This window comes from Bdellovibrio sp. GT3 (assembly GCF_037996765.1).
Classification (GTDB): domain Bacteria; phylum Bdellovibrionota; class Bdellovibrionia; order Bdellovibrionales; family Bdellovibrionaceae; genus Bdellovibrio.
On record NZ_JBBNAD010000002.1, the window covers coordinates 24,632 to 44,697 of the forward strand.

Below are 20,066 nucleotides of genomic sequence, written 5' to 3' on the forward strand. Positions count from 1 at the left end.
TTCAGTTCAGCAAGATGTGGTTCGCGCCTGTTGAATAACAAGAATGCGATCCAGAAGCATTATGTAACATTAGCAAATAAAAAAAGGAGTCTTAACGACTCCTTTTTTTGTTTTGAATATTCGGGTCAAAGACCGCTACTAGATAGTAGCGATCAATTGAGCGATCAACAAAGAAACGACAGACATAACTTTGATCAAGATCGCAACACCTGGACCTGAAGTATCTTTGAACGGGTCACCAACAGTGTCACCAACGACAGCTGCTTTGTGAGCGTCAGATCCTTTAGGATGACCTGGCAATCCACCTTTTTCGATGAATTTTTTAGCGTTGTCCCATGCTCCACCGGCATTCGCCATGAACAAAGACATTGTTGCACCAACAGCCAATGAACCAGCAAGCATACCTGCTAGAGCTTGAGGCCCCATCAAGAAACCAACTGCTACCGGAGCAAGGATCGCGATCATACCTGGCAAAATCATCTCTACTAGAGCTGCTTTTGTTGCGATATCCACGATACGTGCAGGTTGTGGTTCTGCTTTACCTTCACGAAGGCCTGGGATTTCCTTAAACTGACGAGCAATTTCGATTACGATTTTTTGAGCAGCTTTACCAACCGCAGTCATTGTTGTTGAACCAACAAGGAACGGAAGGATTGCACCGATCAAGATACCGATCAATACGCCTGAAGTAGTTAGCTCCAAAGACATTGCAGCCATACCCGCTTTGATACGAACATGGTTTACTTCCATGTTGAATGCAGAGAATAGAGCAACAACCGTCAAGATAGCTGAACCGATAGCGAAACCCTTACCGATAGCTGCTGTTGTGTTACCAACTGCATCCAATTCATCAGTGATGTCGCGAACGTTTTTACCAAGACCAGACATTTCAGAAATACCACCAGCATTATCGGCGATTGGACCGTAAGCATCCACAGTCATTACAACTGCAGTACCGGCCAACATACCAACTGCGGCGATAGCGATACCGTATAGGCCCAAAGCTTGGTCCGCAGCGTAAGCTGCAGCAACCACGATCAACATTGGGATCGCTGTTGATTCCATACCCACTGCCAAACCACGGATCACACCAGTACCTGCACCTGTCAAAGCTGCCTCAGCAACCAAACGGATTGGACGAGCTGCCGTGTAGTACTCAGTGATCAAACCGATCAAAGCACCACCGAATGCACCTGCTGCCAAAGCAACAGTCACTGTTTGGGAAAGACCAAACATCGGCATGATGATGTAAGAAGCGATCGTCAACAAGATTGGCGGGATGATCAAAGCATTACGAAGAACCGTTGCTGGCTTTCCGTTTTTGAAAATACGCGCGGCAAAGATCACGATGATAGAGATCACCATGCCAAGACCGGAAAGAAGCAATGGAAGCATAACGCCCGCAGTACGAGCATTGGCTGCATCAGCACCCTCAGCGATCAATTTAGACAAGCCCTCTAGAGGGATAGTCAAAGCGATTGCTGTAGCAGAAACGATAGCCGCAACCATCGATTCGTAGATGTCAGCACCCATACCTGCCACGTCACCAACGTTGTCGCCCACGTTATCTGCGATAACGCCTGGATTACGAGGATCGTCTTCAGGAATGTTCTCTACAACTTTACCAGCGATGTCTGCACCAACGTCAGCCGCTTTAGTATAGATACCACCACCGATACGCGCGAAAAGTGCGATTGAAGAAGCACCTACTGCGAAGGAGTGAAGGATTGTGCCCATTTGTTCAGTGCCATCAAATTTCAAGTAAAGGCAACCAAGACCAATCAAAGCAAGACCCGCAACGGAAAGACCCATTACAGCGCCGCCGTCCAAAGCCACAAGAAGAGCTGCTGGTTTAGAACCAGTTGCTGCTGCTTGAGTAGTACGAACGTTTGCGTAAGTCGCAGCTTTCATACCGAAGAAGCCCGCAAGCAAAGACAAGAATGCACCCAGGATGAATGATCCTGCTGCAACCAAGCCCAATGCGAACCAAAGAATCAAGCCTACGACGATAGCGTAGACAAAAAGAACCTTGTACTCACGTACAAGGAAAGCCATTGAACCTTCACGAACGTAGCCCGCGATACGATTCATCGTTTCATTGCCAGCTGGCTGTGCCTTCACGCGAAGGTACAGAACTACTGCCAACACCAAACCAATAACCCCAGCGATCGCTGGAGACATTAGCAAGTTATTACTAAACATTGTTGCACTCCATGTTTGATTTCTCGTTTAAATTACGAAGACTTAGGGATAATAAAAACATTGCATGCAGTCAATGAAGGGAGTGCTGAGTTCACGCTTTCGAGGCCCAGCGCGTCAGGTACGGACTTACTTGGAAGGTAAGGCCGTACCTTTTAGATATTCGGAGCGATGAATGCGAAGAAGACACCGATCAAAAAAACAACTACTGAGATCGCGTAAACGCGAGCTGAGAACTTTCTGCCTCTTATGCAGGCATCTCTAAGATCCGGATCAATAGGACAAGGCGCGTTGCGGTTGTACCACAACCACCCGCCATTAAAGGCCAACATCACTGCTGCAAAAACGAACACTTGAACCTTGTGTTCAGAAATCCAAATCAAACCCGGGATATTGTTTGCAAGACCTGCAAGCACCGCCCCCAAGCCAAGACTCACCAAGAGCGCGGGAAGCGCACAACAAATGAGCGTCCCCGCCGAACTAAATAGAGTCAGATAAGATACGAAACTATTTTTTGTCGAAGCTAACTTCATAACCCGCATCCTTTAGCAGACTTGAAATTTTCTCGTGAGAAAGTTTTTTGCCGTCTTTGTAAGTGAGTTTGACAAATTTCTTTTCCAGGCTCACATCCACTTTATCCACCTCGGGTTGTTCCTGAAATTTTTTAGTGATTCCCTGAGCACAGAATGAACACACCATCCCGTTCACCCCGACTGTTTCTGTTTCAGCCGCGAATGCAAATGTTGAAGCAAGAATTGAGAATGTAAAAATTAAAGCCTTCATGATTTCTCCTTATTAGAAATGCACCATATAGTTAAATGCCCAGTTACCGTTGAATCCCGCACCCAGTTCAATCAGGACGTTTTTATAAAATAGTCTTACGAATTGAGTGAGCTCTGTGCCGGAATCGTTTTTCTTATCAGCTTGAAGAATCAACCAGGCATTGATGTCGTTGTACTCGGCCAGATAAGGAGCAAACCCGACACGGGCTTTGATCATTTCAAAATCCGGGCGTGCCTGAGGGCCGGAGCTGTCTCTAAAGAAACGACTGTAAGCTGCGGCGGTGTAGTACTTACGTGACTCCCAATCGACATCGACAGAGCCATAAGTAACGGCTTTGCTTTCATCAAAAGATCTTTCGACACCGTAGCCCGCGCCAAGATAAATATTTGCTTGGGAGTCTTCGTTATTCCAACGTTTTGCGAGTAAATTCACTCGCGGCATCGAATAATTTGTTTCACCTTCACGGAAGTAATACAGACCTGCGGCCACATAAGATTTAAAGGAGTAAGTTAATAGCAATTCATTTTCATCAGGCTTATTATATGACATAAGCGACACGGCACCTTGATATGAAACCGGATGAGCAAATGCGTTTGCCAGAGAAATAAATGTGGCTGTGAGAAATGTGGCTGTGAGTGCGAGTAGTAACGTCTTTATCATGTCTTACTTCCTGCTTGTGTGTTCCTTCATAGGCTATTAGGATAAGGACAAAGGTTTTGTGACAAAGTGATTGAAAAAAAATTGGAAGACCAAACAGACGAAGAACTTTTAATCTCTCTGGCTGACGGAGAGACGAAGGCATTGGATTATCTCTACTTGAGACATTCCGGGCGTGTTCTTGCCTATGCTAAAAAGCGCGGTTTATCTGCTGAAAAAGCGGATGAGGTCCTGCAAATCGTTTTTATGCAGGTCTTTCGTAAAAAACACCTCTACGACCCCAAACACAAAGCCTTGGCCTGGATCTACGTCATCACTCGCAGTGAATTAAAAGATTATCGCAAAAAAGAAAACCGAACAGACCTCGAATGGGACGATAAATTGTCACAAACTGAAGCCCCCTCTCCTAATATAGAGCATGAGGAGGAGGCCTCGGTCTTGTTGAATGAACTGAAGCCTCGGGAACAAGAGGCTTTGCGTTTAAGGTATTTGGACGAACTTGAATACGATGAAATGGCACGTCGAATGAAAACTTCAGACAGCAACATTCGTCAATTGGTAAGCCGGGCGCTGAAAGCCTTAAGGAGAAAAAATGAAAGACGTTAAAAATGATTTTGAGTCTTTTAAAAACGATGCGGGTCAGGTGCCTGCGGGTTCTTCTTTTGTCTTAAACAAAATTCATTCTGAAATTGCGCGCACAGCTCCTAAAAAATCTGCGGTTGCAGTGAAGCTGGGTGGCATCCATTTGGTGAGTTCTTTCTTCACCTTGATGGCCTGCCCTCAGTTTGGCACGCGTTTGTTCTTTGATGGTGAAGGTTTGATGGACGTGTTCATGAATATCTCCCCGATGTTTTGTCAGGCCTTTTGCGGAGCCTTCTACTTGGCTGTGACTTTCATCCTGGCACGCTTTGTATTGAAGTATGACGAGTGGTTGGTGGTGATGCGCTCTCGCGCACTGACGATCGGCTCTGTGGCATTGCTATCACTAGGCGTGTTTGCGATGCTGGCTCAAGGGATTTCATGGGAAGCCGGGGTTTTCTGGATCTTCGGCGCTTTGGTGGCTGGAGAGATGGCTTCGGTTTCGCGCATGACTTTGAAGAAGGTTTTTAGCTTTAGCTAAACACAAGTCCGACATTCGCTTTTCAGAATTTACCTAATACATTTTAATTATAAGTAATTGGCGCACAGCAATTGCTTATAGCTGTTCTCTAACATCTTTACTTAGAGAATAATTATGTATATACATAATAAAGGGATCCTATTTCAATGGGATCCCACCAAGAGTGCCAGAAATATTCTAAAACACGGAATAGACTTTAGCGAAGCAGGTACGGTTTGGCTAGATGCCTCTATTTTAATAGAAGAAGACTTGAAGCATTCGCAGAACGAAAAGCGTTTTACTGCACTTGGACTTTCCATGAACGGTCGCATTTTATCGGTGACCTTCACAATAAGGAGATCAGCAGATGAGAAAAAAGAAATCCAATATTGTAGAATTATCAATGCAAGAAGTGCTAGTAAGAGCGAAAAAAATAGGTATTCCCAGAGAAGTAAAGGATGAGGATATAGACTATTCGGATATGCCTGAGTTAACCCCGGAGCAGCTGGATAGAATGGTGCGCCCTGGCCGTCCTTTGATCTCTTTTTTCCCGCGCAAGGCCATTTCCATTCGAATTGACGAAGAAGTTCTAAATAAACTTAAAAAGAAAGCCAAGAAGCAAGGCATTCCCTACCAGAGCCTGATCAACGAAATTTTAAAGAAAGCTGTCTAAGACCTAAGCTTAAAGTTTTAGCTTAATTTCCAGCGGAAAGTGGTCGGAACTAAGTACCGAGCTGTGCACTTCGGCTTTAAGAACATCGAAGCCACGCACGAAGACGTGATCAAGCTTCAGCAAGCGTCCGTCATTTTCCAGATCTAGATGTTCCAGCTTTAAATCACGGAAAATTGATTTCATAATCAAATGCCGTTTTACATTCCACGTATTAAAGTCTCCGGCCAAAACCACAGGGCCATCGAACGTGGATATGCGCTCGGCTATTTCATAAAGTGAAGTTGTAAAGGCCCCCGTGGTCACGAAATTCAGAACGTGCGTGCACACGACCAGAACCTTACGACCTTCGAACTCATACTCACTAAAAAGCGTCAACTTGGGAGTCAGCCAAAAAAGTTCTCGCGAGCTGGAGCGGATAAAATCAACGGCACTGGGAGTGTATTTGGAGCCGATGGCAACACCGGTGCTGTTCTGGTTTTTCTTGTAGTGAAAGCTTTGCGCCAGATGCCACTCATAAGAGGAAAAATCCTGCTTCCATAGAAGCGGCATCTTGTTATCAACCAAGGCTTCCTGCAGCAGAATAAAATCCTTACCACTGCCGTGCTTACGGAAATCATTTTCAAAGATATGTGCACGCTGTCCCTTATACACATTCCAGACAAAGATATTCAACTCAGACGTGGGAGCAAGCACTTCGCCCGCCTCCCCGATCTTCATTAATACTTTTCCAATATCTGGAATCTTAAAGGGAACCATTCGCTATCCTTTGTTGCCCACTTTTGCGAGATAGGCTTCATTCACTTCTTGTACTTTCAAAGCCTGAGCTTCCGTGCGCTCCTGCTCGGCCAGAAGAGTTGAAAGATATCTTTCCGACATACTTGGAATAATAACAACAATATTCTTGCCCCGATTTTCTTCTTTGGAGGCCTGACGAAGACCCGCAACAACCGCGGCACCAGAAGAGATTCCCACAGGAATGCCTTCTTTTTTGATGATTTCACGAGCCATCTTGATGGATTCTTCGGAAGAGACTTGCTCCACACCATCCACAACCCCGCGATCCATCACAGAGGGCACGAAGCCCGCGCCAAGCCCTTGGATTTTATGGGGGCCTGGCTTACCGCCCGAGAGCACGGGGCTTTCAGTTGGCTCGACCGCGATGATTTTCACGGAAGGTTTTTTTGCTTTTAGAACTTGCCCGACACCTGTGATTGTTCCCGAAGTGCCCACTCCACTGATGACCATATCCACTTGTCCGTCAGTATCCTGCCAGATTTCCAGGGCGGTGGTTTCTTTGTGGATTGCCGGATTGGCTGGATTATCAAATTGCCCGGCCATCCACGAGTTCTTACTTTGCTCATGAAGCTCGGTCGCTTTAGCGATCGCACCCTTCATACCAAGTGGCCCCGGAGTCAGGATTATTTTTGCCCCAAGAAGCAGAAGCAAAGTTCTGCGTTCTTGCGACATGGTCTCTGGCATCACTAAAGTAATTGAGTAGCCCTTTGCTGCCGCCACAAAAGCCAGCGCGATTCCCGTGTTGCCACTGGTGGGCTCGATGATTTCCATGCCGGGTTTTAATTTTCCTTCTAGCTCGGCAGTTTCGATCATCGCAAGACCGATACGATCTTTAACCGAAGCCAACGGATTGAAGAATTCAAGTTTTAGAAGCAGAATTCCCGGAAGCCCCTTGCCGATTCTTTGCATTTGAACGAGGGGTGTTTTACCAATAGTTTTTGTGATGTCTGAATAGATTCTCATGGCTGAAAAGTTCCTTTTATTTTGGAAGCCCCCTCGGACCGGAGACTAGATATATAGTCTACTCCCGAGTCTGAAGAGACACCAGTGGCAGAGGGGGATTTTGCGGGAATTCTGCTATTCCCCGACCTTGTTTTAGTACAAGGTTTTAATGCGTCCAAAACATAGACGACTGCTTATTCACAGGATGCTGTTTATTTGCCTATTGGCCCTTGGCAATGTCTAAAAATCAGACACCTTAGGTAACTCTTTCCCTCCCCAATCCTTGCCTCTGAAACGGGCAAAAATTCGGGTATAACGAATGTGATTATTTATACTGCCCTGTTAATGGAGCGTTTTTATGAAGCTATCACTACATAAATTGTTGGTTCTTGGTTTGTGTTTGTTTGTCGGCGCATGTGCCTTCAAGAAGGAAGATGCTGAGGATAAACAGCGCCAGGACTTGGCGGATGAGGTTACGAAGCAGATGCAGGAGGATCATAAGAACGGCGTTGTGGTTCTTAAACCTTCAAATACCTCGGTTGAATTCGTAGAGCTGGATGAGCCCGGTTACTATCAGATGGTTGTTAAATGGCCTGAAGAAGTTGGGTCTATGGAGGTGTACATTAATGGAAACTTCCAAAAATCAGTCAGCGGAAACAACTTTTTCAAATACGACACAAAACACAATCAAAAGATTAATCTTACTCTTCGTGCTTACGCTGCGCCCGTCCATGGTGGCTCGTTCCTTTCCAAACTTGAACGCACAGACTTAGTCAGCCCATATGACTATATTGTTACGCAATCAGGTTCGCTATCTACCGAACTTAATATCACACCTAACAGAACATACTTTTTAAATGGCGCACAACTCTTCACTAACGGCCACAACATAAGAATTGAGACCAACAAACTTTATGTTGAAGACATTGAAAACCAAACAGGTATTGCCGAAGATAGATCGCATATTGTCACTTTTAATCAAAAGACAATAGGAAACAAACCGCTTCAGTTTCAAAATTCCAATATCTCCATTGAAGCAGACCATGCCGAAGGAAATCTTCGCGTCGCAATGATTGGCGCTGATGGCACAGATGGAAGAGACGCTATTGACTTAATTTCTGAACAAGGCCGCAGACACATGAGTCAACCTGCAGCTGCGGGCAAGAATGGCGAAGATGGAGTTTTATCCAAAATGATCCCTTGTCACGGCAAGCACTGCTCTGGCGCCCAAGAACCACGATGTATCACAAACCCAACCTCCGGTTCAGATGGGGCAAACGGATTAAGTGGCTCCCGCGGCGAAGATGGATCTAAAGGTGGTTCAACAGGAAACCTCAGTGTAAAAATCGAAGATCATTCTAAGTTTTCACTAGAAGTTTTCCAAAAAACCGGCAAAGGTGGCCGCAAAGGCAAAGGTAACCCTGGACAAATCGGTGGACCAGGCGGCGCTCCAGGCAATCATTTCCATAAATGTGCAAGCGCATCTCCCGGCAACAAAGGTAAAGATGGCGAACATGGCGCCGATGGCAAAGACGGCGATGACGGGCAACTAGGAATGATCGATACCAACGTTCGTGTAACAATAGGAAATTAATTACCAACCATTGTATTACGCCCCGCAGAACCGATATCGGTTCTGCGCCGCTTCCGTAAACAGGACCTGGCACCAAACGCAGCTTCCCCCTGACCCGTTTCATACGATACATTACTCAGTGCGGAACCGCGGCGGTTCTGCGCCGCACCTCCGAAGGTACGGCGTACCTTTCGGAGACAAGCATGGGATTGAAATTTGGGACTAGCGGAGTGCGTGGATTGGTGACGGAGTTTACGGACCGCGAGGCGTATCTTCTTACGACTGCATTTCTTCAACATGCGAATATCGCGACTCCAGCGAGCAACGTTTCAGTGGGTATGGATCTTAGAGAAAGCAGCCCCAAGATTCTAAACGCCATCGAGCATGCACTAGCCGATCATAAAAAGGGCATCCACAACTGTGGTGTGCTGCCGACTCCGGCCCTGGCTTATTACTCTGCAGAAAACAAATCCCTAGCTATCATGGTGACAGGCAGTCACATCCCGGCTGATCGCAATGGAATCAAATTTTATCTGGCAACAGGCGAAACACTAAAAAGCGACGACGAGCAAATCTTCAAAAATTACGAAAGACTGCAACAAGAGAACTTCGCCAAGGAACTCTTCGACGAAGAGGGGTCCTTGATCAGAAAATCCGCCGTTGACACCAAAAAAGCATCTGATGATGCCAAAGAGCTTTTCATCGACCGCTATGTAAAAGCACTGGCGAATCACAGCCTTAAAGGTACAAAAGTTATTTTCTACGAACACTCCTCTGCCGCACGTGAATACATGGGCAGCATCCTTGACTACCTTGGAGCTCAGGTCATTCGCGTAGGCCGCAGCGATCAATTTATTCCCGTCGACACAGAGGCTGTTGAGTCCTTGGATCTATTCAAAAAATGGATCAGCGAGCACAATGCCGACGCACTGATCAGCACAGATGGTGATGGCGATAGACCTCTGGTCATCGACAACAAAGGCCGCCTGGTTCAAGGGGACAAGCTTGGGATTATTTGCTCCGAATTCCTAGGGGTCGAGGCGATCGCACTTCCGATCAGCTGTAATTCTGGAGTTTCTAAAATCAAAGAATTTAAAAAGATCATCTTCACTAAAATCGGATCACCTTATGTGGTTGAGGCGCTAAACAACCTGAACTCCGAATTTAAATCAGTGGCGGGTTTTGAAGCAAACGGAGGTTACATTCTATCCTCCCCTGTTAAACTTGCGACAGAACTAAAATCCCTGCCAACGCGCGACTCGATCCTGCCTGCTTTGGCTATTTTGGGGATGGCTGCGAAAAGAAAGTGCACAGTTGCCGATGTTGTCGACAAGCTTCCACCAAGATTCACATCAAGTGTGCTTGCGAAAAATTGTCCGCCGGAAAAAAGCGCTAAAATTATAGAATCCGTAAGTGCCAATCCAGACGCTTTCATCAAAAGTCTTCTCCCGACAGCCAATGTTTGGTCCAAGAACACTCTAGATGGTTTGCGCATGACGACGACCAGCGAGCAAGTGGTTCACCTGCGCCCGTCGGGGAATGCACCGGAGTTCCGTTGTTACACTGAGGCTTCTACACAAAAAGAGGCTGATGCAATTGCGGAAAAGGCTTTGGGAAAAATTAAGGAATTTATCCAGACTCCTTAATCTATGACCCAATGCTTCCGTAAATAGGACCTGGCACCAAATGCGTAGACAATTGCAGCCGAGCCCTCCAGAATTTACCGCGGAGGGTTTATTCCTATGACCAAAAACGTACTTACCGCACTTGCTCTTTCATTCTCTCTTCTATGTGCATCCACGGCTCACGCCGACTTTGCAGCAGGCTTAGTCGTTGGTGATCCTATTGGCTTTACAGGTCGTTTGACTTTGAACGAAAAAAACTCCGTTGATGGTTTCGTGGGCGCATCCAGCGGTTCATACCGTGGTTTGCAACTCCACTCGACATTCCTATTCGACAACGTTCAATCCTGGGAAGTGGCGACTGAAGGTCCAATGAACCTATACACTGGCGTCGGCGCCCGTTTGATCTTTGTCGATGACGGCAAATACGACGGTGATGTGGCGTTTGGTCCACGTGTGCCAGTTGGTTTGACTTATATGATCTCTGATCCTGCGATGGAGGTTTTTGGGGAGTTGGCTGTTGCGATGAACGTTTCCCCGAAGGTGGATGCGGATTTGGATATTGGGTTTGGGGTTAGATTTAGGTTTTAATTCTCCTCTGCTAACAAAATGTTCCCATACAATTAACCCAAACATTAATAAACAATACAGCAGCGTTTCTGCATTGTTCTGTCATTTTTTAAGAAAACTTTCGTCATTACTCAATTCATATCCCTAAGGTTTACAACATGGAATTTATCGACCTAAAGACCCAGCAAAAAAGAATTCAAAAACAAGTTCAGGAAAAAATTAATACTGTTCTGAATCACGGTCAGTACATCATGGGTCCAGAGGTTTTTGAATTGGAAGAACGTCTTGCAAAATACACGGGTGCAAAACATTGCATAACGAATGCAAATGGCACTGATGCTCTTATGCTGGCGCTTATGGCGATCAACATCAAGCCAGGCGATGAGGTCATCACTACTCCGTTCAGCTTCTTTGCGACTTCAGAGGTTATTAGCTTCTTCGGCGCCGTGCCGGTTTTTGTAGACATAGATAGAGAAACTTACAACATAGATGCCAATCTGATCGAAGAGAAAATCACTAAAAAAACAAAAGCGATCCTTCCTGTAAGTTTGTATGGTCAATGCGCCGATTATGATGTCATTGAAGAAATTGCCGCGAAATACGGTATCGTCACGATTGAAGATGCTGCGCAAAGTTTTGGAGCTACATATAAGAACAGAAAATCATGCAATCTTACGAAAATTTCCTGCACGAGTTTCTTTCCATCAAAACCATTGGGCTGCTACGGAGATGGTGGAGCTTGCTTTACCAATGATGATAAAATTGCCGAGAAAATCAAAATTCTTCGCACTCATGGTCAGGCTAAAAGATACTACCACACAGAAATTGGCATGAATGCACGACTTGACACTCTTCAAGCTGCGATTCTCCTGGCTAAAATGGACATCTTTGACGATGAAATTCAACTGCGACATGAAATAGGCGCACGCTATACCAAACTAATTAAAGACATTGCCCCAACTCAAAAAATACTTACAGAGAACACTTCAGCTTATGCACAGTATACGATTGAAGTCGACAACCGGGAGTCAGTCATCAATAAAATGAAAGAACAAGGCATTCCTACGGCTGTTCACTACCCTATTCCTCTGCACTTACAGCCAGTCTATGCAGGACAGTACAAGGCAGGCTCTTACCCTAAGTCAGAAGAGGCTGCGAGCCGCGTTGTGAGCTTGCCTATGCATCCATACTTAGATGAGGCGACTCAAGATAAAGTTGTGGCGGCAGTTAAAGAATCCCTAAAATAAATTCTAATGCTGACTATCCCACAGTTACAATCATGTTTCTGTGGGCGAATACAAATACCATCAACGGTCACTGAGGACACTGATACTCAGGAACTAATTGTTTCAACATCGACCGTACGATTTTTTCATCGCCGACAACGCAAGCTTCACGCATACTCTCCAAAGCAGACATCAACTGATTAAACTCAATGGATACTTCTTTCGCAGTCATAATTCGTGGATGCGATGTCCAGGAAACGTTGTCACCAATTAAAAGCTCCTCATACAGCTTTTCACCCGGCCTAAGCCCCGTGAATTCAATACTGATGTCACCCTGTCCAGTTTCTGAATTTCGAACTTCCAAACCACTGAGTTCAATCATCTTTCTGGCCAGATCTACTATCTTTACAGACTCACCCATATCGAGAACGAAAACATCTCCGCCCTTACCCATCGCTCCCGCTTGCAATACTAGTTGCGCAGCTTCTGGAATGGTCATAAAGAAACGAGTGACTTCAGGATGGGTCACAGTGACAGGGCCACCACTTCGAATCTGTTCTTTAAACAAAGGAACTACTGATCCAGAAGACCCCAGAACATTTCCAAAACGAACCATACATAAACGAGTTTGATGTGTTGTATCCTGAGCTGCACCCTGTAGAATAAGTTCCGCAAGACGTTTTGAAGCTCCCATTATATTTGTAGGCCTCACTGCCTTATCAGTGGAAATCAACACAAACGTATCAACTTTTCCCCTTGTAGCAGCTTTAGAGGCAGCCAACGTTCCAAATACGTTATTCAAAACACCTGCAATAATATTTTCTTCAACCAGAGGTACATGCTTATAGGCAGCAGCATGATAAACTGTTTGAACTCCATACTTGGAAATTACTTTTTCCAGATGCCCTGAATTCAGAACATCGCCCAACACAGGAATGACTTCAAAATTAATGCGATGACGATGAATATCCTGTTCGATTTTATAAAGCGCAAATTCTGCTTGCTCAAATAGAATCAGTTTGCGAGGCGTATTGAGAACAATCTGGCGACATAATTCAGCCCCAATTGAGCCACCTGCGCCTGTAACTAAAACTACTTTGTCACGAATACATGAATTAATAAGATCTTCAAAAGGGGGCACAGGGTCTCGCCCAAGTAAATCTTCGACTCCAACTTCGCGAATGTCTTCAATTCGAACTCGCCCCCCCACAAGTTCTCCCATTCCAGGCAGGGTTTTCAAAACTATGCCCTCCCGCTCAAATTTCTGGATAATTTCCTTTCGACGGGAACGAGTTGCTGAAGGCATTGCAATCAACAGTTGCCTACATTCTTTCGCCTTCATTACCTCAAGTGCCTCAGAAGGATCAAAGACACGTATACCAACTACATTTGTTCCTTGAACCTCACGATTATCGTCAAAGAAAGCCACCGGCCGAAACTCAGGTCCCGACATCAAAGCCAACGCCGTTTGCAATCCAGCTCTTCCCGCACCATAAATAACGACCGGTTGACGATGATCCTCTATCCTTTCAAGACTACGCATTAAACCACGAGCCAAAAAACGACTAGAAGCAATATATGCAATAGCCATGACCCAATAAATTATCAAAGATGAGCGCGGCAAATCTGAAGCACGCCCCATTACAATGACCGCCGTCAACAAAAGAACTGAAAGAGTTACCCCGTAAAAAACTGTATATATGATTTTGTCGTCCAAATAACGAATCACCGCCCTGTACAAACCAATACGTATAAAAATTGGTATCGTCACAAACGGAAGAACAAAAAATAACCAGATATAACTTCTAACATCAGGATCCCAAGAACCCATTCGTAGTGCGACCGAAGACCAAAGAGCCAATGGCAACAGTACCAAATCACTGAATAGCATCAATAATATTTTAATTCGCCTTGGCAGCCCAGCCAGTCGCACAAACATAGAAAACACCGTTCCTCTCGACTAACCAGCAGCCACTTTCATCACTTTCGTGATAGCATCGACCAGATCATTAGCATATTCAGAATCCAAAGTTGGATGCACAAGAAACATCAAACTATCATCACCCATTCGCTGTGCATTTACAAACCGCCCTGAAGGCCCTAGGCCAGCATCTTTAAAAGCTCGCTCTAGATAAATTTCACTACAGCTCCCTGAATAACATGGAACACCTTCAGCATTGATAGCCGCCATAATTCGATCGCGATTCCAACCTTGATTTAATCTCTCGCTGTCTACCATCGCGTAGAATTTATAATAAGAATGATAAATTGTGTCGTCTGGTCTATGAACGACAAGCCCCGGAACATTAACAATCCCCGCACTAATGGCGTCTGCCAATAAGCGTCTCTTCAAAATCCAGTCGTTTAACTTTCTTAACTGAATTCGTCCAACAGCCCCTTGAATCTCTGTCATCCTCCAATTAGTACCAAAGCTTTCATGTAGCCATCGGAACCCCGGAGGATGAGAGCGCCTAAAGACCGCATCATAGCTTTTACCATGGTCTTTGAAAGCCCAGAGCTTTTCGTAGAGCTCTGTATCGTTCAATAACAACATTCCGCCTTCGCCCGTAGTGGACATAATTTTATCCTGACAGAAAGAAAAGGCCGACATATCACCATAAGAACCAGCGTAATTTCCCTTGTATTTTGCTCCATGGCTTTGCGCGCAATCTTCAATAACCTTCAGATTGTACTTCTTCGCAATAAAAAGAATGGCCTCCATATCACAAGGCCAACCCGCCAAATGAACAGCAATAATGGCCTTCGTTCTTGGAGTTATCGATTTTTCAATTTCTGACGGCAACAAATTCTGTGACTTAGGGTCGACATCCACAAGAACTGGCGTCGCCCCCACTCGCACAACGCAGCTCGCTGAAGCAATAAATGTTCGGCAAGTGGTAATCACTTCATCGCCCACACCAATTCCATAACCAATCAGCGCAAGTTCCAAAGCCAGCGTACCGTTGGCAAGCGCAATTCCATGCTTCATTCCATGAAAAGCTGCGAACTCCGTTTCGAACAACTTAGTCTCGTTACCGGTCCAATAGTTAACTTTGCCGGAAGCAAGTATCGATGCCACTTTATCAACTTCATCTTTATCGTAATACGGCCATGGCGCAATAGCCGTATTTCTTTGCGCGGCTCCACCATCTATTGCTAACAAGCTGTTCATTACTTTCCCTCTTTAATACAAACCGGTGTAGCATAATTTAAAAAAAACCATGCGTCCTCAAAATATCGGATTTGAATCTCTATAGGATGCGCTGCGCGAGAGCACTTGAGATACAATACTTTTTCCGCTAGCCTGTGAGCCATTTTTCACTCAGGGAGATCTATGAAAAGAGGCTTCGACCTCATTCTAGCCACATTGTGCTGCCTCATTTTTGCAGCTCCCATGTCACTCATTTACCTTGGAGTGATTCTTTTTCTAGGGAAACCTGCAATTTTTTGCCAGGTACGCCCTGGAAAGCTCGGGAAACCATTCAAAATGTACAAATTTAGAACAATGACGGACGCGCACGACAAGTCCGGCAATATTCTTCCGGATTCACAGCGCCTGACAAGATTCGGACTTCTTCTTCGCCGCACCAGTCTTGATGAGTTGCCCGAAATTCTAAACGTTTTAAAAGGAGAAATGAGCTTTGTGGGACCTCGACCTCTGTTGATGCAGTACCTACCTCACTACTCCCCTCATCAATCACGTCGTCATGATGTACTCCCCGGAATTACAGGCTGGGCACAGGTAAATGGAAGAAACCTGCTCAACTGGGAAGACAGGTTTAACTTGGATGTATGGTATGTAGAGAACCAAAGTCTGTTGTTAGATATTAAAATAATTCTGATGACGATCTGGAAAGTTTTCCGCCGAGAGGGCGTTGCCGCAAAAAACTCAGAAACGATGATACCATTTGCTGACGCCAGCTCAAATTCCACTAAAAAAACGGATATCACATGAAAAAAATCGTTATATTTGGTTGCGGTGGTCATGCAAAAGTAGTCTTCGACATCATTCAATCGAAATCAGATTTCTCAGTTGCAGCTTTTTTCGACAATAACCCCAAAGAGACTAACTTCCTTGGAGCCCCAGTTTTTAGCGACATTCAGCAACTTAAAAATTATGCCAATGAGAATCAGGTTTCTCATGCTATTGTTGCTATAGGCAACAATGACGCACGAAAAAAACTGCAGATTGAAGCAGCCCAAATTGGCTTCAATCTGCCCGTCCTTGTACATTCATCGTCGATTATTTCGTCAACTGCGAACTTGGGTGCAGGCAGCGTGGTGTTTCCAGGCGTTATCGTTAATGCTGATGCAAAAATCGCCGAAGGCTGCATCCTCAACTCCGGAGCCATAGTGGAGCATGACTGTTTTATTGGTGCGTTTACACATATCGCGCCTGGAACTGTACTTTGTGGTGGCGTATCGGTCGGCACTTTAACATTGGTTGGCGCACGCTCAGTTGTTATTCCTATGATGAAAGTCGGAACCCGTGCAACGGTTGGCGCAGGATCCGTGGTCGTCAGAGATATTCCCAATGATGCTTGTGCCGTGGGCACACCCGCAAAAATTAAAAATTAGATCTTGGGGCATGGAACAAAACATGAAAACGAATCTGTGGTATATCACAAAGTATTTTGCACCTCAAACGGCGAGCTCATTTGGAGGACGCGGACACTCTCTAATGAAAGAGTTGGCAAAACTTGAATACAATGTCACAGTGATTTCATCAGATTCAAATAATCTGTGCGAAATCCCCTCGTTTGTTGGGAAAAGTCATTCGGAAAAGAAGCACGGCTACCGTCTGATTTTTCTGAAAACTCTAAAATACACTACGGCAAAATCAATCAAACGAATCCTAAGTTGGCTGCATTTTGAGTGGAATCTCTTTACTTTCAAAACCCAAGATCTTCCGAAACCTGATGTGGTCATAGTGTCTAGCTTATCCCTTCTGACAATTTTCTACGGCTTCCATCTCAAGAATAAATTCGGCGCAAAACTGATTTTTGAAGTCAGAGACATCTGGCCATTAACCATTATCGAAGAAGGCGGCTTTAGTAAAAACAATCCTTTTGTTTTTCTCCTCGGAATAGTGGAGAGGTTGGCTTATAAAAATTCAGACTATATTATAGGTACAATGCCAAACTTGTTAGACCACGTAGAATCCGTCACAAAAAACCACCCTCCAGTTGCATGTATTCCGATGGGAATTGATAAGGATATTGCCGATGACTCAATTCCACTCACTGAAAACTATAAATTAACTTATTTTGATAAAAAATATTTCAATTTCGTTTACGCAGGAACTGTCGGAATTACCAACGCGCTTGAGCCATTCCTGAACGCAGCCAAGGGAATGCAATCCGAAAAAGAACTTCGCTTTATTGTGATAGGAGATGGTGCACTTCGACAGGAGTACATGCGCAAATACGATCTACCAAACCTAATTTTTGCTCCAAAGATTCCAAGAAATATGGTGCAAAGTGCGTTAGCACAGGCAGATCTTCTTTACTTCTCAACACACAACTCCAAAGTATGGAATTTTGGCCTGTCACTTAATAAGCTTATTGATTACATGCGAGCCGGGAAGCCAATAATCGCATCTTATTCAGGATACCCATCTATGGTAAACGAAGCTAATTGCGGCGAATTCATTCCAGCGCATGACACCCAGGCTGTTGTTAAGACAATAAGTAAGTATATGCAAATGCCCAAGGAGGAGCGACTTGCTATTGGTAGTCGTGGAAACAAATGGATATACGAAAATCGCACTTATACTGTGTTAGCTAATGACTATAATGAAATAATTAAAAACTTATTACATACTCATTAGACCAATACCACAACCCAATCTCCGAAGAAATTGGGTTGTATCCAGCCTTTAGTTAAAAGCAGAAATCCTATTTGAAATATAGCTTTGGAATATTGTTTACGACATTAATAACTTCATCAAAATCTAACTTTAAAACATCTAGATACCATCTAATATTGGGATATCTCGGCTTGTTTTCGTCCTTCACTAATTCCAAGGCCTCTTCACGAGAAATATCCCCCTCACGAATTTGATTACTTCTAAAGGTGTCATGTTCCGTAAATCCGGCTACAGTGTAGTAAACATAATTATAAAATGCAGCAGTTCCGTCGCCGATTCGCCATGTAGTACTGGTGTCTGGCGCCTTCTCCCAATCGTAAGTTCCTAACAAAGTCTTATCAATTACGCCTTCATCCCAACGCCAGTAATCAAATAAATGATAGTAATCACTCTTCTCTGTAAACGATCTATAATACTCTCCAGATAGAGTGTCCCAAAGAGAACTGTTAAAGTAACCTGGACTATGACTCATAGCTGCGAATCGCTTAGCTTGATATCGAAACTGGTTCAACACTCCATGCGTATACACTTTTTTACTTTCGAAGTCCGGAGGGATATCCAAGAATCCGGTTTTAAAGTGAGTCACCTCTAGCGGATTCACCCCCCACAAATTCAATCCAATTCCAGTTTGCTTCTTGACCGTTTCAACATGCCTAAAGAAGTGTTTATCTCCTGCTGTCAAGATACTCATCATACCCAAGTGTGGTGACTTCAGCCACGCCTGTAAATTTCGTTTGATATTAAGTCGCTTCTGCGTAATATCTGCAGCTACTATTATATTCTCAACCCCAAGAATTGATGACATTCGACTAATATTCCGCCTACCAAGATCTGTCACCATTCCCCAGTCGTATGTGTACGTAATAGGTTTCATCTTAAGTTCATTGACAATCAAATGAAGAGCAAAACAACTGTCACGTCCCCCCGAAAACGGTACGATACAATCAGCCTCTCCACCCGCTTTCCTATACGGAGCCACAAGTTTATAGAGCTCCTCACTAGGCTTAGGCACATTCCTTTTGCGATAAGAATGACAATAATTACAGATTCCATTCTCATCAAATTTAATAAATGGCATGGTAGCCGGAAGAATACATTTTGAACAGCGGTGAAGGTGGGGATGCTCATATTCCAACAACTTCTCTTGGGAGTGCTTTAAAACCAATCCTGGAACTAAGTCGTCTCGTACTTCCTTAAACTCTTGAGTTTGAAAGTTCGAATTAACGACCGAGAATTCCCAAACCGCTGCATCACCAAACACTTGCGCAATATTTTCACAACCAATGACTTCAAGTGGATACTTTTCAGAAGAAAAGTAGTTCGCGTCTTCATGCGTTCCGACATACAAACTTCCGTTATTTGAAAAGAGATATGCTCTACCTAATTTCGGCAAAATAACGGCACAAGCAACAACTCCTTTACTTGCCCCCAGAACCCGGGAAGGAATTAAGTCTGTGCTCTCTCCCGAATTAATGATATCTGCAACCAGCGCATTTATTGTTTCAGTATCAATACTAAGTGTTCGTTGCGTTTTTACCTTTGACCAAATTTCATCTTCATTAACGATAATACCGTTGTGAATAACTATAATATCGTCGGTTATTACAGGTTGATTGTCAGAATGACCATTAGTGATCAGCCGACTATGCCCCGCTACAAATCTTGCCCCATCCAAATTCGCTTTCGCAAACAAAGACATAATATCGAAATCGGCTTTTAAGATATTCATATCACTACTAGACACAACGACAAGACCGCTGGAGTCTTTCCCGCGCTGTTGTGCGTGTTTTGCAATAACTTTAACTTTTCGTTTATCTATAGATTTCTTTGACACTACGCCGAAAATACCGCACATAAAAACTCCCAATGACTAAATATACTAACAAGTTGAAAATCGCATATCAACTAGTCCTTGACCTTGACTGCAACTCCCCATGGTCCAAGCCAAGCCTCACTACGACTCCAGCAATAAACAACCAAAAGCCAGCCCTGGATATTGCACTCGAAGGCGCAAGGCACGCAATTCCTCCAGATACTAGATAAAGTAAGCCAGTACCA

Annotated in this window: 20 protein-coding genes; 11 read left to right on the plus strand and 9 right to left on the minus strand. The window is 44.5% G+C overall.

All coding sequences use genetic code 11. The features are described 5' to 3' along the window. Window positions 1–138: 138 nt before the first annotated feature. The 4 genes from AAAA73_RS01025 to AAAA73_RS01040 form a co-directional block, all read right to left on the minus strand. A complete protein-coding gene (locus tag AAAA73_RS01025) occupies window positions 139–2,202 on the minus strand; it encodes a sodium-translocating pyrophosphatase (protein WP_340596283.1) in 2,064 nt (687 codons plus the stop codon). 152 nt (window positions 2,203–2,354) lie between these two features. Further along, complete coding sequence (locus tag AAAA73_RS01030) at window positions 2,355–2,732, minus strand: hypothetical protein (RefSeq protein WP_340596284.1); 378 nt, start codon at window positions 2,730–2,732, stop codon at window positions 2,355–2,357. Next, window positions 2,707–2,982 (minus strand): heavy-metal-associated domain-containing protein, encoded by a 276-nt coding sequence (locus AAAA73_RS01035; RefSeq protein ID WP_340596285.1) that lies wholly within the window; start codon window positions 2,980–2,982, stop codon window positions 2,707–2,709. Before AAAA73_RS01035 ends, AAAA73_RS01030 begins: the two co-directional genes overlap by 26 nt. Before the next feature lie 12 nt (window positions 2,983–2,994). Next, the gene (locus AAAA73_RS01040) at window positions 2,995–3,642 is read right to left on the minus strand and encodes a hypothetical protein (protein WP_340596286.1); all 648 of its coding nucleotides are present in this window, start codon (window positions 3,640–3,642) and stop codon (window positions 2,995–2,997) included. 66 nt (window positions 3,643–3,708) lie between these two features. Here AAAA73_RS01040 and AAAA73_RS01045 point away from each other — a divergent pair, with 66 nt between their 5' ends. The 4 genes from AAAA73_RS01045 to AAAA73_RS01055 all read left to right on the plus strand — a co-directional run bounded on the left by AAAA73_RS01045 (window position 3,709) and on the right by AAAA73_RS01055 (window position 5,411). Next, window positions 3,709–4,245 (plus strand): RNA polymerase sigma factor, encoded by a 537-nt coding sequence (locus tag AAAA73_RS01045; protein ID WP_340596287.1) that lies wholly within the window; start codon window positions 3,709–3,711, stop codon window positions 4,243–4,245. Further along, entirely contained in the window at window positions 4,232–4,759 is a 528-nt protein-coding gene (locus AAAA73_RS01050) for a hypothetical protein (RefSeq protein ID WP_340596288.1), read from the plus strand. The genes AAAA73_RS01045 and AAAA73_RS01050 overlap by 14 nt, the downstream gene beginning before the upstream one ends. A gap of 114 nt (window positions 4,760–4,873) precedes the next feature. Continuing rightward, on the plus strand, window positions 4,874–5,200 hold the full coding sequence (locus tag AAAA73_RS17375) for a BrnT family toxin (RefSeq protein ID WP_445292014.1): 327 nt from the start codon (window positions 4,874–4,876) through the stop codon (window positions 5,198–5,200). Beyond that, window positions 5,106–5,411, plus strand: a complete 306-nt coding sequence (locus AAAA73_RS01055) for a BrnA antitoxin family protein (protein ID WP_340596289.1) — start codon at window positions 5,106–5,108, stop codon at window positions 5,409–5,411. Before AAAA73_RS17375 ends, AAAA73_RS01055 begins: the two co-directional genes overlap by 95 nt. Before the next feature lie 9 nt (window positions 5,412–5,420). Here AAAA73_RS01055 and AAAA73_RS01060 read toward each other — a convergent pair whose 3' ends face one another. After that, complete coding sequence (locus AAAA73_RS01060) at window positions 5,421–6,167, minus strand: endonuclease/exonuclease/phosphatase family protein (protein WP_340596290.1); 747 nt, start codon at window positions 6,165–6,167, stop codon at window positions 5,421–5,423. 3 nt (window positions 6,168–6,170) lie between these two features. Next, the gene (gene cysK / locus AAAA73_RS01065; RefSeq protein WP_340596291.1) at window positions 6,171–7,169 is read right to left on the minus strand and encodes a cysteine synthase A; all 999 of its coding nucleotides are present in this window, start codon (window positions 7,167–7,169) and stop codon (window positions 6,171–6,173) included. A gap of 337 nt (window positions 7,170–7,506) precedes the next feature. Between cysK and AAAA73_RS01070 the strand changes: the two genes are divergently transcribed. The 4 genes from AAAA73_RS01070 to AAAA73_RS01085 all read left to right on the plus strand — a co-directional run bounded on the left by AAAA73_RS01070 (window position 7,507) and on the right by AAAA73_RS01085 (window position 12,160). Beyond that, entirely contained in the window at window positions 7,507–8,742 is a 1,236-nt protein-coding gene (locus tag AAAA73_RS01070) for a hypothetical protein (protein WP_340596292.1), read from the plus strand. Between the two features lie 182 nt (window positions 8,743–8,924). Continuing rightward, window positions 8,925–10,367: a phosphomannomutase gene (locus AAAA73_RS01075; RefSeq protein ID WP_340596293.1), complete on the plus strand. Its 1,443-nt coding sequence runs from the start codon at window positions 8,925–8,927 to the stop codon at window positions 10,365–10,367. Window positions 10,368–10,463: 96 nt separating this feature from the next. Next, window positions 10,464–10,934 (plus strand): hypothetical protein, encoded by a 471-nt coding sequence (locus AAAA73_RS01080; RefSeq protein WP_340596294.1) that lies wholly within the window; start codon window positions 10,464–10,466, stop codon window positions 10,932–10,934. Between the two features lie 137 nt (window positions 10,935–11,071). Next, window positions 11,072–12,160 carry a DegT/DnrJ/EryC1/StrS family aminotransferase gene (locus AAAA73_RS01085; RefSeq protein ID WP_340596295.1) on the plus strand — a complete coding sequence of 363 codons (1,089 nt, stop codon included), beginning with the start codon at window positions 11,072–11,074 and terminating at the stop codon, window positions 12,158–12,160. A gap of 67 nt (window positions 12,161–12,227) precedes the next feature. Here AAAA73_RS01085 and AAAA73_RS01090 read toward each other — a convergent pair whose 3' ends face one another. Together AAAA73_RS01090 and AAAA73_RS01095 are read right to left on the minus strand one after the other, a co-directional pair. Next, window positions 12,228–14,078 carry a polysaccharide biosynthesis protein gene (locus AAAA73_RS01090; RefSeq protein ID WP_340596301.1) on the minus strand — a complete coding sequence of 617 codons (1,851 nt, stop codon included), beginning with the start codon at window positions 14,076–14,078 and terminating at the stop codon, window positions 12,228–12,230. Window positions 14,079–14,099: 21 nt separating this feature from the next. Beyond that, the gene (locus tag AAAA73_RS01095) at window positions 14,100–15,311 is read right to left on the minus strand and encodes a DegT/DnrJ/EryC1/StrS family aminotransferase (protein ID WP_340596296.1); all 1,212 of its coding nucleotides are present in this window, start codon (window positions 15,309–15,311) and stop codon (window positions 14,100–14,102) included. A 162-nt stretch (window positions 15,312–15,473) separates the two neighbouring features. On the opposite strand from AAAA73_RS01095, the gene AAAA73_RS01100 reads away from it, so the two are divergent. From AAAA73_RS01100 to AAAA73_RS01110, 3 genes are read left to right on the plus strand one after another with little or no spacing between them, the layout of a single operon-like run. Next, on the plus strand, window positions 15,474–16,094 hold the full coding sequence (locus AAAA73_RS01100) for a sugar transferase (protein WP_340596297.1): 621 nt from the start codon (window positions 15,474–15,476) through the stop codon (window positions 16,092–16,094). Next, on the plus strand, window positions 16,091–16,717 hold the full coding sequence (locus AAAA73_RS01105; protein ID WP_340596298.1) for an acetyltransferase: 627 nt from the start codon (window positions 16,091–16,093) through the stop codon (window positions 16,715–16,717). The genes AAAA73_RS01100 and AAAA73_RS01105 overlap by 4 nt, the downstream gene beginning before the upstream one ends. Window positions 16,718–16,739: 22 nt before the next feature. After that, window positions 16,740–17,969: a glycosyltransferase family 4 protein gene (locus AAAA73_RS01110; protein ID WP_340596299.1), complete on the plus strand. Its 1,230-nt coding sequence runs from the start codon at window positions 16,740–16,742 to the stop codon at window positions 17,967–17,969. A gap of 67 nt (window positions 17,970–18,036) precedes the next feature. On the opposite strand, the gene AAAA73_RS01115 is transcribed toward AAAA73_RS01110, so the two are convergent. Further along, window positions 18,037–19,863, minus strand: a complete 1,827-nt coding sequence (locus AAAA73_RS01115; protein WP_340596300.1) for a hypothetical protein — start codon at window positions 19,861–19,863, stop codon at window positions 18,037–18,039. Window positions 19,864–20,066: the final 203 nt, after the last annotated feature.